The organism is Streptomyces sp. NPDC094448 (genome assembly GCF_044763775.1).
In the GTDB taxonomy this organism is placed as follows: Bacteria; Actinomycetota; Actinomycetes; order Streptomycetales; family Streptomycetaceae; genus Streptomyces.
The window spans coordinates 109,975-129,810 of record NZ_JBIWGU010000003.1; the positions used below are offsets into that span (position 1 = coordinate 109,975).

Annotated in this window: 8 protein-coding genes; 5 read left to right on the forward strand and 3 right to left on the reverse strand. The window is 73.7% G+C overall.

Features of this window, described 5'->3' with window-relative positions:
- Positions 1-40: 40 nt before the first annotated feature.
- On the forward strand, positions 41-625 hold the full coding sequence (locus ACIQ9E_RS07000; protein WP_403703155.1) for a helix-turn-helix domain-containing protein: 585 nt from the start codon (positions 41-43) through the stop codon (positions 623-625).
- Positions 626-685: 60 nt separating this feature from the next.
- On the opposite strand, the gene ACIQ9E_RS07005 is transcribed toward ACIQ9E_RS07000, so the two are convergent.
- Complete coding sequence (locus ACIQ9E_RS07005) at positions 686-1,399, reverse strand: hypothetical protein (protein WP_403703158.1); 714 nt, start codon at positions 1,397-1,399, stop codon at positions 686-688.
- Positions 1,400-1,581: 182 nt separating this feature from the next.
- On the opposite strand from ACIQ9E_RS07005, the gene ACIQ9E_RS07010 reads away from it, so the two are divergent.
- From ACIQ9E_RS07010 to ACIQ9E_RS07020, 3 genes are all read left to right on the forward strand, one after another.
- Positions 1,582-1,767, forward strand: a complete 186-nt coding sequence (locus tag ACIQ9E_RS07010) for a hypothetical protein (RefSeq protein WP_403703161.1) — start codon at positions 1,582-1,584, stop codon at positions 1,765-1,767.
- Complete coding sequence (locus ACIQ9E_RS07015; RefSeq protein WP_403703164.1) at positions 1,764-2,423, forward strand: MSMEG_1061 family FMN-dependent PPOX-type flavoprotein; 660 nt, start codon at positions 1,764-1,766, stop codon at positions 2,421-2,423. Before ACIQ9E_RS07010 ends, ACIQ9E_RS07015 begins: the two co-directional genes overlap by 4 nt.
- Positions 2,424-2,571: 148 nt before the next feature.
- Positions 2,572-3,753 carry an acyl-CoA dehydrogenase family protein gene (locus ACIQ9E_RS07020; RefSeq protein WP_403703167.1) on the forward strand — a complete coding sequence of 394 codons (1,182 nt, stop codon included), beginning with the start codon at positions 2,572-2,574 and terminating at the stop codon, positions 3,751-3,753.
- Positions 3,754-3,806: 53 nt separating this feature from the next.
- Here the strand turns inward: ACIQ9E_RS07020 and ACIQ9E_RS07025 are convergent, their stop codons facing one another.
- On the reverse strand, positions 3,807-5,168 hold the full coding sequence (locus ACIQ9E_RS07025) for a PucR family transcriptional regulator (RefSeq protein WP_403703170.1): 1,362 nt from the start codon (positions 5,166-5,168) through the stop codon (positions 3,807-3,809).
- Complete coding sequence (locus ACIQ9E_RS07030) at positions 5,165-7,450, reverse strand: aspartate aminotransferase family protein (RefSeq protein WP_403703173.1); 2,286 nt, start codon at positions 7,448-7,450, stop codon at positions 5,165-5,167. The genes ACIQ9E_RS07025 and ACIQ9E_RS07030 overlap by 4 nt, the downstream gene beginning before the upstream one ends.
- 640 nt (positions 7,451-8,090) lie before the next feature.
- Here ACIQ9E_RS07030 and ACIQ9E_RS07035 point away from each other — a divergent pair.
- Positions 8,091-19,793, forward strand: coding sequence for a type I polyketide synthase (locus ACIQ9E_RS07035; protein ID WP_403703176.1), 11,703 nt, complete (start codon positions 8,091-8,093; stop codon positions 19,791-19,793).
- The last annotated feature ends 43 nt before the right edge of the window (positions 19,794-19,836 follow it).

Sequence of the window (19,836 nt, forward strand, 5' to 3'; positions counted from 1 at the left end):
AGGGTGGTCCGGAAGCCGAACGAGCGACGCGAGGTCTTCGATGAAAGCGCTGCACCCGACGCCGTCCGCCGATCCGGTCCGGGTCGGGGCACGGCTGCGGGCCTGTCGCAAGGCGCAGGGCCTCACCATCGAGCAGGTTGCCGCTGCCACCGGCCTGACCAGGGGATTCCTCAGCCGGGTCGAGCGCGACGAGACCTCGCCGAGCGTCACCTCGCTGGTCACCCTCTGCCAGGTGCTGTCACTGCCGGTGGGTTCGCTCTTCGAAGGGGCCGAAACCGAGGTGATCCGCCTGGACACGGCCCCGCGGCTCAATATGGGCGGGCACGGCGTGGAGGACCGGTTGGTCACTCCCCGTGCTCAGTCGAAGGTCCAGGTGCTGCGTTCGCGGCTGGAGCCCGGCGCGCACGGCGGCGACGAGCTGTACACGATCAACTGCGAGGTGGAAGTGCTGCACGTGGTCAGCGGCGAGGTCTCCGTCCGCTTCACGGACCGCACCGAGTCGCTCGCCGCCGGGGACACGCTGACCTTCTCCGGCCGGGAGCCCCACACCTGGCGCAACGCGGGCCCCGGCACCGCCGAGGTCACCTGGACCTTTGTGCCCGCGCCCTGGAGCGGTTCCCACTGACGGAGGGGCAGGCGGCCGCGAGGCGCTGCCGGGGGCGAGCGCGGAGGCCGGTGCCGGTGGTCAGAGCTGCCACCACCAGGCCGCGAGGTCCTGGGGATCGGTGAACTCCACGGGGACCGCGTAGGGCATCCGTTCCGCAACGGCCGACGCCCCGGTGCGGCGGACCACGGCACGCAGGTCCCGCACGGCAGGCAGCTCGGCGAGTTCGTCGACGTCGAAAGGGCAGCCCGCAGGACCGCCGAGCAGGGTTTCGGGGCCGAACGCGTACCAGATGGCGATCAGTTCGCGGTCCCCCTCCTGCTCGGCGGCGACGGCGATCTCGCGGACCACGTCGATCAGCTGGACGCGCCGTGGCGCTTCGGCGTCGGGACCGAGGAGTTCACCGGCGGCGGCCATGCGCCGCCACAGGGCGGTACCTGCGTCGCAGTAGAGGAACGGCGGGTCGACGTAACCGTCCTCCAGCCAGGAGTCGTAGCCTTCGAAACCGGGTGCCTCCTCGTCGAAGGTCCGCAGTCCCGTGAACTCGGCCAGTGCGTCGAAGTATGCGCGGCGCGCGGGGTAGTCGGGATGCCGGTCGACCGGGAAGCGGTACGTGTACCGGCGGCGCAGCAGAATGTCCATCACGCGGAAGTGCGTGAACGAGCAGTCGTATCCGGCCTGGAAGGCGTACAGCGCGGTGAACCAGTCCCGGACCCGCGGATCGTCCGGCGCGGTACGCCCGTCCAGGACACGGACCGAGTCCGCGACCAGGTCCTCGATTTCGTGCAGGGACATCGGGTTCCCCCTTGGGCCGACAGTGCGTGCAGGGTTCCCGGCCGGTCGCCCATAAGCCGTCCGGGCTCGTACGGGTTCCGCGTACGCGGGAGTTCCCCATCCAAGCAGCCCCCACCGACACCCGGTTCCGGGGGCGGCCGGGCCGGGAGCGGCCGCACCACGGAGGGACATTCCTTCTCTCCATGAGCGGCGACGGCCGGTGGATCGCCGAGGGCGCGGGCCTCGCCGATATCGGTCCGATCGCCGCCCGGGAGGGCCTGAGCGTCCTCGAAATCGCCGCGGAGGAGCCGTCCCTGGAGGAGGCGTATCTCGCCCTGACCTCCGGTCAGGAAAGACCGCAGATCGCCCCAGTAGGGTCGAAGCCATGACATCCACCCTTGCCGGCAGTGCCTTCGACTCCCTCCTCCTCGACTCCGTGCCCGACCAGGAGGCCCTTCGCCGGGTCTACGAACTCCCCGGCGAAGCGGCCGTGCGCAAGCAGATGACCGAGCTGACCGAGCAGACCCGGCAGTTGATCGCATGCTCGTCGCTGGTCCTGGTCGCCAGCGCGGACGCCGAGGGCAACTGCGACGTCTCCCCGCGCGGCGGCCCCGCGGGATTCGTCGCGGTCCTGGACGCACGGACGGTGGCGATACCGGACGCGACCGGCAACAAACGTCTGGACACCTTGCAGAACGTCGTCGCCACCGGACGCGCCGGGCTGCTGTTCGTCGTCCCCGGGCGCACCACGACGCTCAGGGTCAACGGCCGGGCCTGTGTCTCCACCCGCCCGGAGCTGCTGTCGCAGCTGACCCCCGTGGGCAAGCCGCCGGCCAGTGCGCTGGTGCTGGGGATCGAAGAGGTCTATCCGCACTGCCCCAAATCGCTGCTGCGCGGTGCGGCCTGGAAGCCGGAGCAGTGGCTGCCGGCGGACGCCCAGCCGACGTCGGCGGAGGTGACGCTGGCCCAGTTGCGGATGCCGGAACTCACGATCGCCGATATCGAGCAGCGGGAGGAGGACGCGCTGAAGTACCGGTACGAGTAGCCGCACCGGGCCCGGACGCTTTCCGGTCTCCGCGACCGGTTCCCCCGCCCGGATGTGGACCCGGGGCGCAAGCGGTGACGGCCCCCGGTTGCTTGACTGAAGAGGTGTCCCCCAGGGAAACCGCATCTGCCGATGAGGAGCCGCAACCGTGACAGTCACTTCAGCCGGCCGGCCCGGTCCTTCTCCGCAGGAGTTGGTGAACCGCGCGCACGAACTCGTCCCGGTACTCCGCTCCCATGCGGAGCGGACCGAGCAGGAACGTGATGTCGTACCCGAGAACATGCGGGCCCTGCGCGAGTCCGGGCTGCTGCGCCTCACCGTGCCGCCGCGGTTCGGCGGCCACGACCTCAGTGTGCGCACCCAGGTCGAGGTCCTCTCCGGAATCGGGCGCGGCTGCGCGTCGACCGGGTGGATCGCCGCCAACCACGCCGCTTCCACGGACTTCGCCCTGCTGCTGTCCGAGGAGGGGCTCCAGGAGGTCTTCGGCGACCACCCCGATTCCGTACTGCTGTCGGCGGCGAGCCCGCAGGGCACCCGGGCCCACCGGGTCGACGGCGGCCTCGTCGTGAACGGCCGCTTTCCCTACGCATCGGGGTGCCGGGTCTCCGACTGGGCGCTCCTGGTGGCCGTACCGCTCATCGAGGGCGGCGAGCAGGTCGGCGTGGTCGACGCGCTGGTGCGCCCCGAGGAGCTGCTGATCGAAGACACCTGGTTCATGGCCGGCCTGGCGGGCACGGGGACCCATGCCATGACCGCCACCGACGTCTTCGTCCCCGACCGCCGGACCCTGGTGCCACCGCGCCGTCCCGACGGCCGCTACGAGGAACTCCTCTCGCCGACCACCCTGGTCAAGGGCAATCTGCACTCGCTGTCCGCGCTGGTCGGCGCCGCCCACGGGGCCTGGGACGAGGTCCGCCGGACGCTGGACAAGGGGCGGCCGATCGCCTACTCCTCCTACGAGAACGCGGCCGACTCACCGGCGGTGCGTCTGTGGTTCGCCGAAGCCACCCATCTGCTGGACACCAGCACCCTCCATCTGTACGCCGCCGCGGACGGGCTGGACCGGGCCCCCGAGGGCAAGGAACTGGACCGCGCCGAGCGGGCGCGGCTGCGGATGCACAGCGTCTCCGCCCTGGAGTGCGGGCGGCGCGGTGTCCAGCGGCTCCTCGACATCGCGGGGACGAGCGGGTTCGCCCGGCGCAATCCCGTGCAGCGCTACTGGCGGGATCTGGAGACCGGGAGCCGGCACGCGATGCTCCATCACCCGGTGATCCTGGAGGACTACAGCCGCGCCCTGTTCGGCCTCGACGGCATCTCGCCCTGGCACTGAGAGCAGCCACCTCCGGGTGCCGCCGTACCGGCACCCGGGGGGAGTCGCTGTGGTCACCCCGGCCGCGGAGCCGGGCGTTCACCGCCGCCGGGGGCGGCGAGCACCGCCGTGCCCAGGGTCTCCGCCAGTTGCAGGGCGACGTGCAGCCGGAGGTGTTCGGTGCGCAGGGAGCGGCCGAGCAGGACTTCGGCCTTCTTCACCCGGTACGCGACCGTGTTCCGGGCGACGTGCAGTTCCCGGGACGCGGTCGACAGGCTGCGCTCGTGGTCGAGGTAGCTCTTGACCGTGGTGCGCAGCGCGGACGCCGCCGGGCCCCCGGCCGTCAGCGGGCCGAGTTCCCTTGCGACGAATTCGGCCGCCCGGCCCAGATCCTCTCCGAGCAGCAGGGCCAGCTCCACCGAGGTGTAGTCGTGCACCGCGGGGGCGGAACCGGCCGCCCGTGCCAACCGCTCCACCGCACGCGCCTGCTCATGGGCCTCCCGGAAGCCGGGAAGCCCGCGGCCGGGCAGGCTCACCGCGGTATGCACGCCCGTGGCGGCGGGCGGCGGGGCCTCCCGGATCGCCCGGTCGTCGACGGCGCCCCCGCCCCATGCCCACAGTCCGCACGGACCGGCGGGTACGGCGAGGAACGAGGTGGACCGGGCCCGTTCGAGGAGGGTACGGGCCCGGTTCTCCAGCGCGGTCGCGCATCCGGTGCCGGAGTGGTCCCGGCACCACAGCACCAGGGCGATATGGCGCCCGCCCAGGTCGTATCCGAGCCGCGCCGTCAGGGACGCGGCGGGCGGCATCGGCCCGCCCGCGAGGACGGAGCGCACGAGCGCGGCGGAGCGGGCCCGCGGATCGTTCAGCCGCTCCTCCGACACGGCCGTCCACCGTTCGGCGACGAGGGACGCGACGGTTTCCACCGCGTCGAAGAGCCGTACGGACAGCTCCCTCATGACGGCCGGCTGGTCGACGCCCCCCACCGTCTCCGTACAGCGGCCGAAGAAGGCCGAGCTGAGCCCCGCGTGCGCCGCGCGCAGACACTTCAGCACCGCTTCGGGGCCGGTGCCCGCCTGGGCGCACTCCCCCGCGATCCGGTCGATCTCGCCGGTCAGCGCCGCGGGCGGTTCGCAGACGCCGTGGAGGGCCGTCACCGACCAGAGTGCCAGTGCCTCCACGAACCGGGCCCTGCCGGGCAGTTCGGTCCGGCCCGACGTGCGGTCCCGTCGTGTCAGGTCCCGGTGGAGGCCGGCCGCGAACTCGACGGCCCAGCCGGTGGGCCCGCCGCCGGTCCGGGAGAGGCTCTCCGCCAGGAGCGACGGGTGGACGGTCACCCGGGTCAGTGCCCCCGGGCCGGCCGGTTCCAGGGTGCCCAGCAGGGCCCGTGTCTGCGCCCCGGCGGCGGTTTCACCGTCCAGGAGGCGGCCGGTCAACGGGGGTTCACCGCCCCGAGCAGGAGGCCGTGTTCGGCGGCGGTGCGTTCGGCTTCGGCATCGGACCGCAGGGCGCCGGGGCCGGCGAAGGCCGTCAGCAGCGCCTCCGCCACCGCACCGGGCAGGGTCCCGTCCCCGGTGAAGCCGGGCGGCAGCGAGGCGCCGCCGGGACCCGTCGACACGGCCGGCCCGCCGAGGTGTTCCCCCGTGGTGAGGTGAACGCCCGGCCGGGAGCGGTCGCCCAAGGCTGCGGCGGCCCCGGGTGACAGGGCGACGACCGAGCTGCCCGCGGCGACCGCCGCACGGAGTGCCCCGGCGACCAGCTCGGCGGGCGGACGGACCGCGGTGCGGGGAACCGGCAGCGGATGGACGACGAGGTCGGCCGCCCGGCCCGTCGGCGAGCGGAAGCGGACCGGCGGCAGCGGCGCCGGCGCACCGGCCACGGCGGACCGTTGGACGAAGGCGTCGAGCGCGGTGTCGTCGAGATCGGCGAGGGACGGATCGTAGGAGCGCAGCGCGTCCGGTTCACCCAGCTCCGCCAGGTACGCGATCCGCGGGACGGGCCCGGTCTCCGGGTCGGCGAAGGACTGCTCCGCGGGCGGCCCGGCCCGGCGGAAGTCCTTCACCGTACGGCGGGATCCGGCCGCCGCCCGGCCCACGAGGGCGCGGACGAGGAGATGTGCGTCCTGGTTCCTGATGATCCCGCACAGATCGCGCAGTGCGGTGGCGAGGTGCGCGATCCGGGCGTCGGAGATGGCGGCGGACGGTTCGATGCGCAGGGTGTGGGGGGCGCTGCCGGTCGGCATCATCCGGAGGTCGTGCGCGCGCAGCAGATAGCCGGAGACGGCGAAGCCGAAGTGTCCGCGCCGGGCGAGGTCGCGGAGGTACGGTGACGCGGCGTCGGACTGGTCGTGGAACTCGATGCCGATGAGCAGTCCCCGGCCGCGGACGTCGGCGACCACGTCGGGGTACTCCGCCCCGACCTCCTCCAGGGCGCCGCGGATGGCCCGCCCGCGTTCGGCGGCGCGTTCGTACAGTTGTCCGCCGTCCGCCTCCAGGAGGTCCAGCACGGTCAGCGCCACCGAGCAGGAGAGGCTGTCCTTGGCATAGGTGGAGCTGTGAGCCAGTTCGAATTCGGGCCGGTAGCGGTCCGAACGGACCAGCAGCACGGAGGACTTGGCGATGCCGCCGCCGATGCCTTTGGCGAGGGTGAGGTAGTCGGGGCGCAGACCGATCAGGGAGGAGGCGAAGAACGCTCCGCAGCGTCCGAACCCGGTCTGGATCTCGTCGACCACCAGGGGGATGCCGTGGGAGGCGCAGATACGGCGGAGGGCGAGGGCGTCCTCGGCCCGCAACGGCACCACACCGCCCTCGCCGAGGACGGGCTCCAGGAACATGGCGGCGAAGACCGGAACCGGACGCTCCACGAGTTCGACGACGCCGTCGGCAGTGGTGGTGGTGTCGAGGGCGTTCACCGTCTCCCCGGCGATCGCGTGTTCCAGTTCGGCCGGCCGGTCGGCGGAGACGAAGACGGCCCGGGGCCCGAGTCCGGCGAACGGTGCCCGGAAGGCCGGGTTGTGGGTGATCTGTACGCTGCCCGAGAGCTTGCCGTGGAATCCGCCGGTGAGGGCGAGGAACAGCGGCGGGCGGTGGAGCGCGCGGGCGTTGCGCACGCCGAGTGCCGCCCTCAGGGCGTCGGCGGCCACCCCGGGGGGCGCGTCCGCGTCGAGGCCGCCGATGACGGTGCGCAGGCGGGCACCGAGGACGGCCGATCCGTCGCGTACGGCGGCCACGGTGGTCCGCAGCCGTGCCGTGAGGTCCTCTTCCAGGGCCGCGAGCCGGTTCATCCGTTCCAGTTCGGCGTGTTTCAGGGCTGCTTCGACGGCTTCGGCTCCGCTGTTGGCGAAGACGGCGGAGTATCCGCCGGCGGGCTCGTCGGGCACCCCGGCGAACTCGCGGCGCAGGATCTCGTTGAGTCGCGCGGCCACCTGATGGGCCTGGGTGCGCAGGGAGAACTGGGCGTGTACGGGGGTTTCACCGTCGAGAAGTTGCCGCATCCGGGCGGTGACGGCGGGATGGTGGTGGCCCAGGAGCAGCGAGCCGAATCCGCCGACGAAGTCGGTCACGGCCCGTTCGGTGCCTTCGTCGTCCGTGTAGTACAGGGTGTCGCCGCCGGCCCGGGTGTACTCCACGTCGAGGCACCAGGCGGAGAGCATGTCCTCCAGGAACCGCTCGGCGTACTTCGCGGGCACGGGCGGCGGGGAGGTGGTGGTCGTGTCCATGACGTCCTCGCATAACGGGTGACGGGGGCGGAGGCCCGGGGCCGGGGGTACGGGAAGGGGGGCGGGATCGGTGCCGGCCGCCCGCACCGGCGGCCGCCCCACACACGGCTGGTCGCACCGGCGGCTGGGCGCTCGGGCCGCCGGGCGCCCCGGAGCACAGGCGGGTTCCGGGATGGTTCGGGCGGGGTTCGAGGAATTCGGGCGAAGCTCAGGGAATTCGGGCGAGATTCGGGGAGTTCGGGCGGGCACCACGCTAGGTCGGGCGGCGGGGAGGAGCGTCACTCCACGGTCTCCGTCCGGTCTTCATCTGCCGGATGACGGTTGGAGACCGAGCCGTTCCCCGGGGGTCTCGTGGGTCTGCCTATGCTCGGTGCTCCGGCGGTCCGGCCCGCCCCTCCCGGCCGGTGAACCCCTGTACGGGAGAGTCCCCGCCCCCGTCCCCGGCGTCGCGGCCCGGGGCGGGCCGGACCGTCGCCGGACGGGCTCGTGAGGACCCGCCCCGGACCCGTGCCCCGCCTCGTTCACCGGGCCGGAACAGGGCTCCCGCCGGATGCCCGGACATCTGCCCGGCGCTGAGCGACGCGACGCATCCGCCGTCCGCGAGGCGGCCCCGGCCACCGAAGACCCTGGAGTGGAAGCGATGAAGCGCACCCCGATCCGTACGGCCGAGAGCGGCCGGCGGGAGAATCCCCCGGACGAACGCGGCGCGGTGGAGCCGATCGCCGTCGTCGGGCTGTCGTGCCGGCTGGCCGGAGCACCGGACCCGGCGGCGCTGTGGCGGCTGCTGCGGGAGGGGCGCAGTGCGGTGTCCGCGCCACCCGACGGCCACCCCGGTGCCCCCGGTGACGGGCATCCCGGCGGCTATCTGGACCGGGTCGACACATTCGACGCCGAGTTCTTCGGCATCTCCCCGCGGGAAGCGGCGCAGCTCGACCCGCAGCAGCGGCTGATGCTGGAACTGGCCTGGGAGGCTCTGGAGAACGCGGGAATCGGCCCCGGTTCCCTGCGCGAGAGCAGGACGGGGGTCTTCACCGGTGCCATGGGCGACGACTGGACGGCCAGGCTCGCCCGGCGGGGCGACGGAAGCGCCGACCGGTACGCGCTGACCGGCCGCAGCCGCGGGCTGATCGCCAACCGGGTCTCGTGGACCCTGGGCCTGCGGGGTCCCAGCATGACCGTCGACACCGGACAGTCCTCGTCGCTGACGGCCCTGCATCTCGCCTGTGTCAGCCTGCTCTCCGGGGAATCGGACCTGGCCCTGGCAGGCGGGGTGAACCTGCTGCTCGAACCGGGCGGAACCGCCGATGTCGCCGCGTTCGGCGCCCTGTCGCCCGACGGGCGCTGCCATACCTTCGACGCCCGTGCCAACGGCTACGCACGGGGTGAGGGCGGCGCCGTCGTGGTGCTGAAGACCCTGCGCCGCGCGGTGGCCGACGGGGACTCCGTACGCTGCCTCGTTCTCGGGAGCGCCGTCAACAACGACGGGGGCGGCCCGTCGCTGACCACCCCTCGTGCCGAGGCACAGCGCGAGGTGATCGAGCGGGCGCTGAGCCGGGCGGGCGTCCGGCCCGGCGAAGTGGGGTATGTGGAGCTGCACGGCACGGGCACCCCCGTCGGCGATCCGGTGGAAGCCGAGGCCCTCGACGCGGCCCTGGGCGGCGCCCGGCCCCGGGGCGAGCCGCTCCCCGTGGGCTCGGTGAAGACCAACGTCGGCCATCTGGAGGGCGCGGCGGGCATCACCGGCGTCCTCAAGGCGGTGCTCTGCCTCCAGCACGGCGAACTGCCGCCCACCCTCAACCACATCAGGGCGCATCCCGCGCTGCGGCTGGACGACGCCAATCTGCGGGTGCAGACCACGCTCACGCCCTGGCCGCGGACCGGGGTGCGGCGTATCGCGGGCGTCAGCTCGTTCGGGATGGGCGGCACCAACGGGCACATCGTGCTCGCCGAGGCCCCGCCGTCGGAGCGGACGGCGGACGGCGGCCCACCGGCGGGGCACGGGGAGGGCGACCGGCCCTTCGGTTTCGTCCTGTCGGCACGCGACCCCGAGGCACTCCGCTCCCAGGCCCACCGGCTCGGCGCCCATCTGCGGTCCCGCCCGCGGCTCTCGCCGTCGTCGGTGGCGACGTCGCTGGCGCTGACACGCACACCGCTGCCGTGGCGCGCCGTACTGACCGCGTCCGACCGGCCGGAGCTGCTGGCCCGGCTGGAGGCGTTCGCCACGGGTACCGGTGACGAGACGGTGGTGGGGGAGGCGGTGGGGGCCGGTGGAGGAGTCGCGGTCCTCTTCACCGGGCAGGGTGCCCAGCGCCCCGGCGCGGGACGCGGGCTGGCCCGTATCGCGCCGGTCTTCGCCTCGGCCCTGGAGGAGGTGTGTGCTCAGTTCGACCCGCTCCTCGACCGTCCGCTGCAGAACGTCCTCTGGCCCGATCCGCACGACGGGGGCGCACCGGCCCTGATCCACCGCACCGAGTACACGCAGCCCGCGCTGTTCGCCCTGGAGGTCGCCCAGTACCGGCAGTTGTGGGAGTGGGGGCTGCGCCCGGCGGCGCTGCTGGGGCACTCCATCGGTGAACTCGCGGCGGCGTACGTGGCCGGGGTGCTGTCCCTGCCGGACGCGGCCGCCCTGGTCGCGGCCCGCGGCAGGCTGATGCAGGCCCTGCCCTCCGGCGGCGCGATGGCCGCGGTCGCGCGCTCCGAGGAGGAGATGCTCACCGAACTGGCCGGGCAGGAGGGCGTGATCGGTCTGGCCGCGGTCAACGGACCGGCTTCCGTGGTCGTGTCGGGTGACGCCGGTGCCGTCGACGCGCTGGTGGCCCGGTTGCGGCGGGACGGCACCCGGGTTTCCCGGCTGAAGGTCGGCCACGCGTTCCACTCGCACCATATGGACCCGGTGCTGGGCGAGTTCGCGCGTATCGCCCGGACGCTGACGTACCACCGGCCCACCCTGCCGGTGATCTCCAATACGACGGGTGACTTCGCCGGCCCCGCGGAGATCGCCACGGCTGAGTACTGGGTACGGCAGGTGCGGGGCACGGTCCGGTTCCACGACGGGGTGCGGCGGCTCGACGCGGAGGGGCTGACCTCGTATGTGGAGGTGGGCCCCGGGGCGGTGCTGAGTGCCGCCGCGCGCGAGTCCGTGGCCTCGCCGTCGGGCCGGAGCTTTGTCTCACTGCTGCGCTCGGGAAGGCCGGAGGAGCGTACGGCACTGGACGCCGCGGCGGTACTGTACGCGCGGGGCGTGGAGCTGGACCCCGTGGCGTTCACCGGCCCGTTCGGAGACCGTGTCGAGCTGCCCACCTACCCCTTCCGGCGGGTACGGCACTGGCCGGCCGAAGGCCCCGAAGTGACCGTCCCTTCGCAGCCGGACCCGGCGGAGACCGGAGAGGCGGCGGAAGCGGCGGAAACGCGGCCATCCGGTGCCGAGGAGGGTCCGGACCCCGTGGAGGAGCCCGGGGCCCGGAGCCTTGCGGACCGGGCCGAAACCGTGCTGCGGAAGGTGCGCGAGCAGGCCGCGGCCGTCCTCGGCCACAGCTCCGCCGAGTCCGTGAAACCGGCCGTCCCCCTCCGCGAGCAGGGGCTCGACTCACTCGGCGCGGTGGAACTGCGCGACCGGCTCGGTGAGGCGCTGGACCTGCGGCTGCCGGAGTCCCTGGTCTTCGACCATCCGACGCCGCAGGCGATGGCACACCATCTCGCCGCAGCGACGGCGGGCCCCCGAGAAGGTGCCGGGGCACCGGCTCGGGCGGCGGTTCAGGCGGACCGTGTGAACCGGGCCGACCGGCCCGCGGACGACGATCCGATCGTAGTCGTCGGCATGGCCTGCCGCTTCCCCGGCGGGGTGCGCTCGCCCGAGGACCTGTGGCAGCTGCTGGCCGAAGGACGCGACGCCATCGGCGACTTCCCCGAGGACCGCGGCTGGGACCTGGGGCCGGCAGGCACCGGCCCCGTCCCGGTGCGCCAAGGCGGTTTCCTGGACGGCGCGATGGACTTCGACGCGGCCTTCTTCGGCATCAGTCCGCGTGAGGCCCAGGCCATGGAACCGCAGCAGCGCCTGCTGCTGGAGCTGGCGTGGGAGTGCCTGGAACGGGCCGGAGTACCGGCGTCCGCACTCCGTACCAGCGCCACCGGAGTCTTCATCGGTGCCACCCACCAGGAGTACGGGCCCCGCTTCACCTCGGACGACGAAGCCGCCGGGTATCTCTTCACCGGAACCACGCCGAGTGTGGCCTCGGGCCGGATCGCCTACACCCTCGGTCTGCACGGCCCCGCCCTGTCCATCGACACGGCCTGCTCATCGTCCCTGGTCGCCCTGCACCTCGCCTGCCGCGCCTTGCGCGCCGGGGACTGCGACGCGGCCCTCGCGGGCGGTGCGACCGTGATGGCGGAGCCGGGTCTCTTCGCCGAGTTCGGACGGCTGGGCGGGCTGTCGGCGGACGGGCGGTGCAAGGCGTTCGGCGCCGGAGCCGACGGCACCGGCTGGGCCGAAGGAGCCGGAATCGTCCTCCTCGAACGCCTCTCCACCGCACAAACCAAAAACCACCGCATCCACGCCGTCATCCGCGGCTCCGCCGTCAACTCCGACGGCACCTCCAACGGACTCACCGCACCCAACGGAACCGCACAACAACACGTCATCCACGCCGCCCTCCACGACGCCCACCTCACCACCAACGACATCGACGCCGTCGAAGCACACGGCACCGGAACCCGACTCGGCGACCCCGTCGAAGCCCACGCCCTCCTCACCACCTACGGACAACACCGCACCCCCCACAACCCCCTCCACCTCGGCTCCCTCAAATCCAACATCGGCCACACCCAAGCAGCAGCCGGCATCGCCGGACTCATCAAAATGATCACCGCACTCCACCACCACACCCTCCCCAAAACCCTCCACACCCAACAACCCACCCCCCACATCGACTGGACCACCGGCCACATCAACCTCCTCACCCAACCCCACCCCTGGCCCCCCACCACCCAACCCCGCCGCGCCGCCATCTCCTCCTTCGGCATCAGCGGCACCAACGCCCACCTCATCATCGAAGAACCCCCCACCCCACAACCGCAACCCGACACACCCGGCACACCCGGCGCACCCGGCACATACAGCGCGGAGCGGCCCGACGGCCCGCTGCCGTATCTCCTGTCCGCCCGCACCCCGGAGGCGCTGCGCGGCCAGGCGTCCGCTCTCCTGGCCCATCTCGACCACCCGGACCGGCACCGGACCCGCGGCCGTGATCTGGCCCATGCGCTCGCGACCACCCGGACCGGTTTCGAGCACCGGGCCGTCGTCGTCGCCGCGGACTCCGCCGAGCTGCGTGCCGGTCTGACCGCGATCGCCGAGGGGGCGGAGAACGCACCGGGCGTGGTCCGCGCCGCCACCGAGCCCGACGGGCGTACGGTCCTCGTCTTCCCGGGACACGGATCCCAGTGGCCGGGCATGGCCCGGCAGCTCCTGCACGAATCACCCGAGTTCGCCGCCCGGCTGCGGGAGTGCGCGGCCGCCGTCGACGCGCTCACCGACTGGTCGCTGATGGACGCCCTGCTGGGTACGCCCGGCGCCCCTTCCACCGAGCGGCTGGACGTCGCCCAGCCCCTGCTGTTCGCCGTCATGGTGTCCCTGGCCCGGCTCTGGACGACCACGGGCGGAGTGCGGCCGGACGCCGTGGTCGGCCACTCGCAGGGTGAGATGGCCGCGGCGTGTGTGGCGGGGGTGCTCTCGCTGGAGGAAGCCGCGCGGGTCGTCGTGGTCCGCAGCCGGCTCTTCACCCGGATGCCCTCCCCCGGCTCCATGGCCTCGGTCGCCCTCCCGGTGGAGACGGTACGGGAGCGGATCGCGGCGTTCGCCGGAACGGTGGAGATCTCCGGTATCAACGGTCCCACCGCCACCACCGTCGCCGGAAGCACCGGGGACGTGGACGCTTTCGTCGCCGCCTGCGAGGCGGACGGCATCCGGGCCCGGGTCGTGGTCACGGGTGTCGCCTCGCACTGTGCGCTGATGGATCCGCTGCGCGACCCGCTCCTGGCCGAACTGGGCACTCTGCATCCCGGGAAGGGGGAGATCCCGGTCTGCTCGTCCGTCACCGGGGAGGTCGTCGACGGCCGGACGATGGACGCCGACTACTGGTTCCGCAATGTGCGCCGGCCCGTCGACTTCCTCGGCGCGACCCGGACTCTGCTGCACACCGGTCACCGGGCGTTCCTGGAGATGAGTCCGCATCCCCTGCTCACCTCCGGGGTGCTCACGACGGCCGAGGACGAGGAGATCCCGGCCGCCGCCGTCGGCACCCTGCGGCGGAACGAGGACGGCCTGCGCCGCTTCCTGCTCTCCCTCGCCGAAGCCCACTGCCGCGGCGTACGCATTGATCCCGCCGCGGTCTTCGGGGGCCGCCCCGGCCTCCGAACCGACCTGCCGACCTACGCCTTCCAGCGGCAGCGCCACTGGCTGGGCACCGGTACCGCCGATATCACCGGCGCCGGGGCCGATGCCGCCCGGCACCCCCTGCTGAGCGCGGTCGTCCCGCTGCCCGCCGGCGGGGCGCTCCTGACCGGCAGGCTCTCCCCGGCGGCTCAGCCCTGGCTGCGCGACCACGCGGGTCCCCAGGCTCCGCTGCTCCCGGGCACGGCCTTCGCGGAACTGGCGCTGCGGGCCGGTGAGGCCGTGGGCCGTACCCGGCTCCGGGAACTGGTCCTGGAACAGCCTCTCGTCCTCGCCGCGGACGGTTCGGGCGCCGTCGCGCTTCAGGTGTCCGCGGGGCCGCCGGACGACGACGGCTGCTGCGAGGTGACCGTGCACAGCAGGCCCGACACCACCGGCACCACCGACGGGGCCGACGGGGCCGGGGAGCACCGGTGGATCCGGCACGCCTCGGGTGTCCTCGCGCCGGAGACGGCGGAGCCCGCGTCAGGACCGGCCGCCGACTGGCCGCCGCCCGGCGCCGTCCCCGTACCGCTCCAGGATTTCTACCCGCGGTGGGCCGTCCGCGGACACCGCTACGGTCCCGCCTTCCAGGGTCTGCGCGCGGCCTGGCGCCGCGGTGACGAGTACTGGGCGGAAGTCGCGCTCGACGACGGACAGGCCGCGGATGCGCACCGGTTCGCCGTGCACCCCGCTCTGCTCGACGCCGCCCTGCACGCCGTTCTGCTGGCCCGGGACGGCAGCGGCGACGACGGTACGGAGATGCTCCTGCCCTTCGTCTGGAGCGGTGTGTCGGTCCTGGCGGGCGGCGCGTCGAGGGCCCGGGTCCATGTCGTGCCGCGCGGGGACGACACCGTGACGCTGCATCTCACCGACGCCTCGGGCGCCCCGCTGGCCGTAGTGGAGTCGCTGACCTGGCGTCCGCTGCCCGGCGCCGCACTCGCGGCCGCGGCGCCCGCGGTCCGCGACGCGCTCTTCCGCGTCCAGTGGCGAACCCTGCCCGCGGCCCCGCCCGGGGAGACCGCCGGCAGCCGGACGGACGGCCGGGCCGGAACCGGTACCGCCGTGCTGGACGCGGCGGCACTCGGATCCGGGGCGGCGGTCCTGGAACGCATCCGTGCCCGGCTCGCCGACGAGCGGTCCGCGGCGGAGCGGCTCGTGGTCGTGACCCGTGGCGCGGTGGGGGTGCACGCCGCGGACCCGGTCCCGGGACTCGGCCACGCCGAGGTCTGGGGCCTGGTCCGGGCCGCCCAGAGCGAGTACCCGGACCGCTTCCTCCTCCTCGATACGGAACCCGGCGCAAGCGAACAGGCCGTGGACGCCGCCGTACACACCGCGCTGTCCACCGGTGAGAGCCAACTCGCCCTCCGGGACGGCCTGCTGTACGCGCCACGGCTCACCCGTGCCCCCGCCGGGCCGCCGCGGAGGCTGTCCTCCGAAGGAACCGTCCTGGTCACCGGCGGCACGGGCACCGTCGGCGGTCTGCTCGCCCGCCGGCTCGTCACCGACCACGGCGTGCGCCATCTGCTGCTGGTGAGCCGCCGCGGAAGCCGGGCTCCCGGCGTCGGCGAACTGCGCAGGGAACTCCGCTCCCTCGGCGCCCGGGTGACCGTCCGGGCCTGCGACATCACGGACCGGACCGCACTGCGCGAGCTGCTGGCCGGGGTCCCCCGCCGGCATCCGCTGACCGGGATCGTGCACGCCGCCGGCGTACTCGACGACGGCGTGCTGACCTCGCTCACACCCGAACGGCTGACCCGTGTGATGCGCCCCAAGGCGGAAGCCGCGCTCGCGCTGCACGAGGAGACCACCGGATCGGATCTGGAGATCTTCGTCCTGCTGTCGTCCGTCATCGGGGTCCTCGGCGGCGCCGGGCAGGCCAACTACGCGGCGGCCAACAGTCTGCTGGACGCCCTGGCGCACCACCGCACGGCCCGCGGTCTTCCCGCGCTGTCCCTCGCCTGGGGGCTGTGGGAGCAGCGGAGCGGACTGACCGGACTGTCCTCCGCCGACGGGGAGCGGCTGCGCCGCGCCGGAATCCTGCCCCTGCCCACCGAGGACGCCCTGGACCTGTTCGGCGCCGCCCTCGGCAGCCGGGAAGCCCTGCTGGTACCCGCCCGGCTGGACCTCGCGCGGGCCCGCCGCTCCCCCGGTGCCTCCGCGCTGCTGCGCGCCGCCGACCGGCGGGCCGCCCGGCGGACGGCCGTTCCGGACCCGGCCGGGGGCCGGGACTTCGCCGCCCGTACCGGCGCCCTGTCCGCGACCGAGCGGAGCCGGGTCCTGCTGGAGCTGGTACGCGCCCACACGGCCGCGGTCCTCGGGCACACCGACGGCGGATCGGTCCCCAACGACCGGGCCTTCCGCGAGATCGGCTTCGACTCCCTGATGGCGGTGGAGCTGCGCAACCGGGTGGCCACGGCGACCGGGCTGCCCCTGCCCACCACGCTGATGTTCGACCATCCCACGCCGCTGGCGATGGCGCGCCGCCTCGACGCCCTGGTCACGGATGCGGGGACGGGTGCCGGGGCACCGGAGCGGGCGGCGGTTCCGGCGGACCGTGTGAACCGGGCCGACCGGCCGGCGGACGACGATCCGATTGTGGTCGTCGGCATGGCCTGCCGCTTCCCCGGCGGGGTGCGCTCGCCCGAGGACCTGTGGCAGCTGCTGGCCGAAGGACGCGACGCCATCGGCGACTTCCCCGATGACCGCGGCTGGGACCTCGACACGCTGTTCGGTACGGACGGCACACCGGGAAGCAGCGGTACGCGCCAGGGCGGATTCCTCTACGACGCGGGCGACTTCGACGCCGACCTGTTCGGCATCGGCCCGAACGAGGCGCTGGCCATGGACCCGCAGCAGCGTCTGCTGCTGGAGCTGGCGTGGGAGTGCCTGGAACGTGCCGGAGTACCGGCGTCCGCACTCCGCGGCAGCCCCACGGGAGTGTTCACCGGGATCGTCAACCACGACTACGCCCAAGGTGTCACGGCGCTGCCCGACGCGGTCGCGGACCACCGGCTCACGGGCGGTTCGCACAGCGTCGCCTCGGGCCGGATCGCGTACACCCTCGGTCTGCACGGCCCCGCCCTGTCCATCGACACGGCCTGCTCATCGTCCCTGGTCGCCCTGCACCTCGCCTGCCGCGCACTGCGCGCCGGGGACTGCGACGCGGCCCTCGCGGGCGGCGTCACGGTGATGGCGACGCCGTCGGTGTTCGAGGACTTCACCCGTCAGCAGGGGCTGTCGGCGGACGGGCGGTGCAAGGCGTTCGGCGCCGGAGCCGACGGCACCGGCTGGGCCGAAGGAGCCGGAATCGTCCTCCTCGAACGCCTCTCCACCGCACAAACCCAAGGCCACCGCATCCACGCCGTCATCCGCGGCTCCGCCGTCAACTCCGACGGCACCTCCAACGGACTCACCGCACCCAACGGAACCGCACAACAACACGTCATCCACGCCGCCCTCCACGACGCCCACCTCACCACCAACGACATCGACGCCGTCGAAGCCCACGGCACCGGAACCCGACTCGGCGACCCCGTCGAAGCCCACGCCCTCCTCACCACCTACGGACAACACCGCACCCCCCACAACCCCCTCCACCTCGGCTCCCTCAAATCCAACATCGGCCACACCCAAGCAGCAGCCGGCATCGCCGGACTCATCAAAATGATCACCGCACTCCACCACCACACCCTCCCCAAAACCCTCCACACCCAACAACCCACCCCCCACATCGACTGGACCACCGGCCACATCAACCTCCTCACCCAACCCCACCCCTGGCCCCCCACCACCCAACCCCGCCGCGCCGCCATCTCCTCCTTCGGCATCAGCGGCACCAACGCCCACCTCATCATCGAAGAACCCCCCGCACAGCCCGACGCGCACCGTCCGGAGGACCGGGGGGTCCGGAAGCCGCTGCCCGTCCTGCCGCTGGTGCTGTCGGCCCGCAGCCCGCGCGCCCTGGCCGCCCAAGCGGCGCAGGTAAGGGAGTTCTGCGCGGACGCCGACGGGACCCGGCTGCACGACATCGCGTACTCCCTGGCCACCACGCGTACGGCGCTGGACCACCGGCGCACGGTGACCGGCGCGGACGCGGAGGAACTACGGGCCGCCCTCGCCTCGGTGGCCGAGGGGCGGACCGGCTCCCGCCCGGCCCGGCCGGGCCGCGGCTGCGCCGTCGTCTTCTCCGGGCAGGGTGCCCAGCGGCCGGGGGCGGGCGCCGCACTGCACACCGCCCATCCGGTCTTCGCCGCCTCCTTCGACGAGATCAGTGCCCTGTTCGAACCGCATCTGGGACGGCCGCTGCACGAGGTGGCATTCGCCGGACCCGGTGATCCCGGGGCGGAGCTGCTCGACCGGACCGACTACACCCAGCCCGTCCTCTTCGCCCTGGAGACGGCGATGTGGCGGCTCCTCGAATCGTGGGGCTTCGCCGCCGACTTCGTCGCGGGGCACTCCCTCGGGGAGCTGACCGCGGCGCATGTCGCGGGGGTGCTGGACCTGCGTTCGGCCGTGACGCTGGTCGCCGCGCGGGGCAGGCTGATGAACGCGCTGCCCGCCGGTGGCGCCATGGTGGCGCTGTACGCCACCGAGGACGAGGTGCTGCCGCTGCTGGCCGCGCATCCGGACCGGCTGGCGGTGGCCGCGGTGAACGCGCCCAACCGGGTGGTGCTCTCCGGTGCCGAGGACGCCGTCCGCAAGGCTGCGGCGGTCTTCCCCCGGCACCGGATGCTGCGCTCCGGTCACGCCTTCCACTCCCCGTTGATCGAAGGCTCGTTGGAGGAGTTCGGCCGGGTGGCCGGGGGCCTGTCCTACGCGCCGCCGCGGCTGCCCGTCGTCTCCACCCTGACCGGCCGGGTCGCGGAGCGCGAAGAGCTGTGCGACCCCTCGTACTGGGTGCGCCACGCCCGCGGGACCGTCCGCTTCGCCGACACCGTGCGCACCCTGGCCGACCGGGGGGTGGACACCTTCGCCGAGCTGGGGCCGGACACCGTGCTCAGCGGCGCGGTGGCCGAGGTGTTCGCGGACCGGCACCCCGGGGGACGGCCCCGGGCGCGCTCCGCGCTGCGGCGGGGCGAGCCCGAGGCCGCACGGTTCGTCGCCCTGGCGGGCTGGCTGCACGACAGGGGCGCCCGGGTGGACTGGGACGCGTTCTTCGCGGGCAGCGGCGCGGTACGGACCGGCCTTCCCCACTACCCGTTCCAGCGCAGCCGCTACTGGCTGAGCGCGACCGCCACGGCTTCGGCGGTACGGCCGCCGGCCCCGGGCCCCGCCCGGGAGGAGAATCCCGGCGACAGCACCGGGACCACCGAGATCACGGACCGGGGCGGAGACGGTACGCGATACGAGGAAACACCTCCGGACGTGCTGGAGTTCAGGGCGCGGATGGCCTCGGCGTCCGGCAGCGAGCGCCGGACCGGACTGCTGGAGACCGTACGGACGCTGCTCGCCGGCCGGCTCGGTCTCGGCGCCCCCTCCGAAGTCGACCCCGACCGGCAGTTCCTCGACATGGGCCTGGATTCGCTCGGCGCGGTCGCGCTGCGCGAGCGGCTCGCTGTCCTGACCGGGCTCTCCCTGCCGGTGACCCTGGCCTACGACAGTCCGACCCCGGGCGAGGTGACCGACTTCGTCCTCGGCCGGCTCGGCGGCCTCACGGCGGCGGACACATCACCGGCGGACCGGACCCCGCTGCCCGCCGCACGGTCCGGCGGCGGGGTGGCGGCGGAGTTGCACCGGCTCGAGGCCACCTCACCCACCACGGTGGCGGACGCCGTTCTCCGCCGCGACATCGCGAAGCGGCTGCGCCGACTGGCCGACGACTGGTCGGAGCCCGCGGTGCCGGTGGATCCGGCGACCGCAGGGCGGCAGGAACTCCTCGCGTTCATCGACCGAGAGCTCGGCCGCGCCGACGACTGACCCTTCCGGCGGCCCGCGCCGCCGTACCACCCGGTGCCCGGTG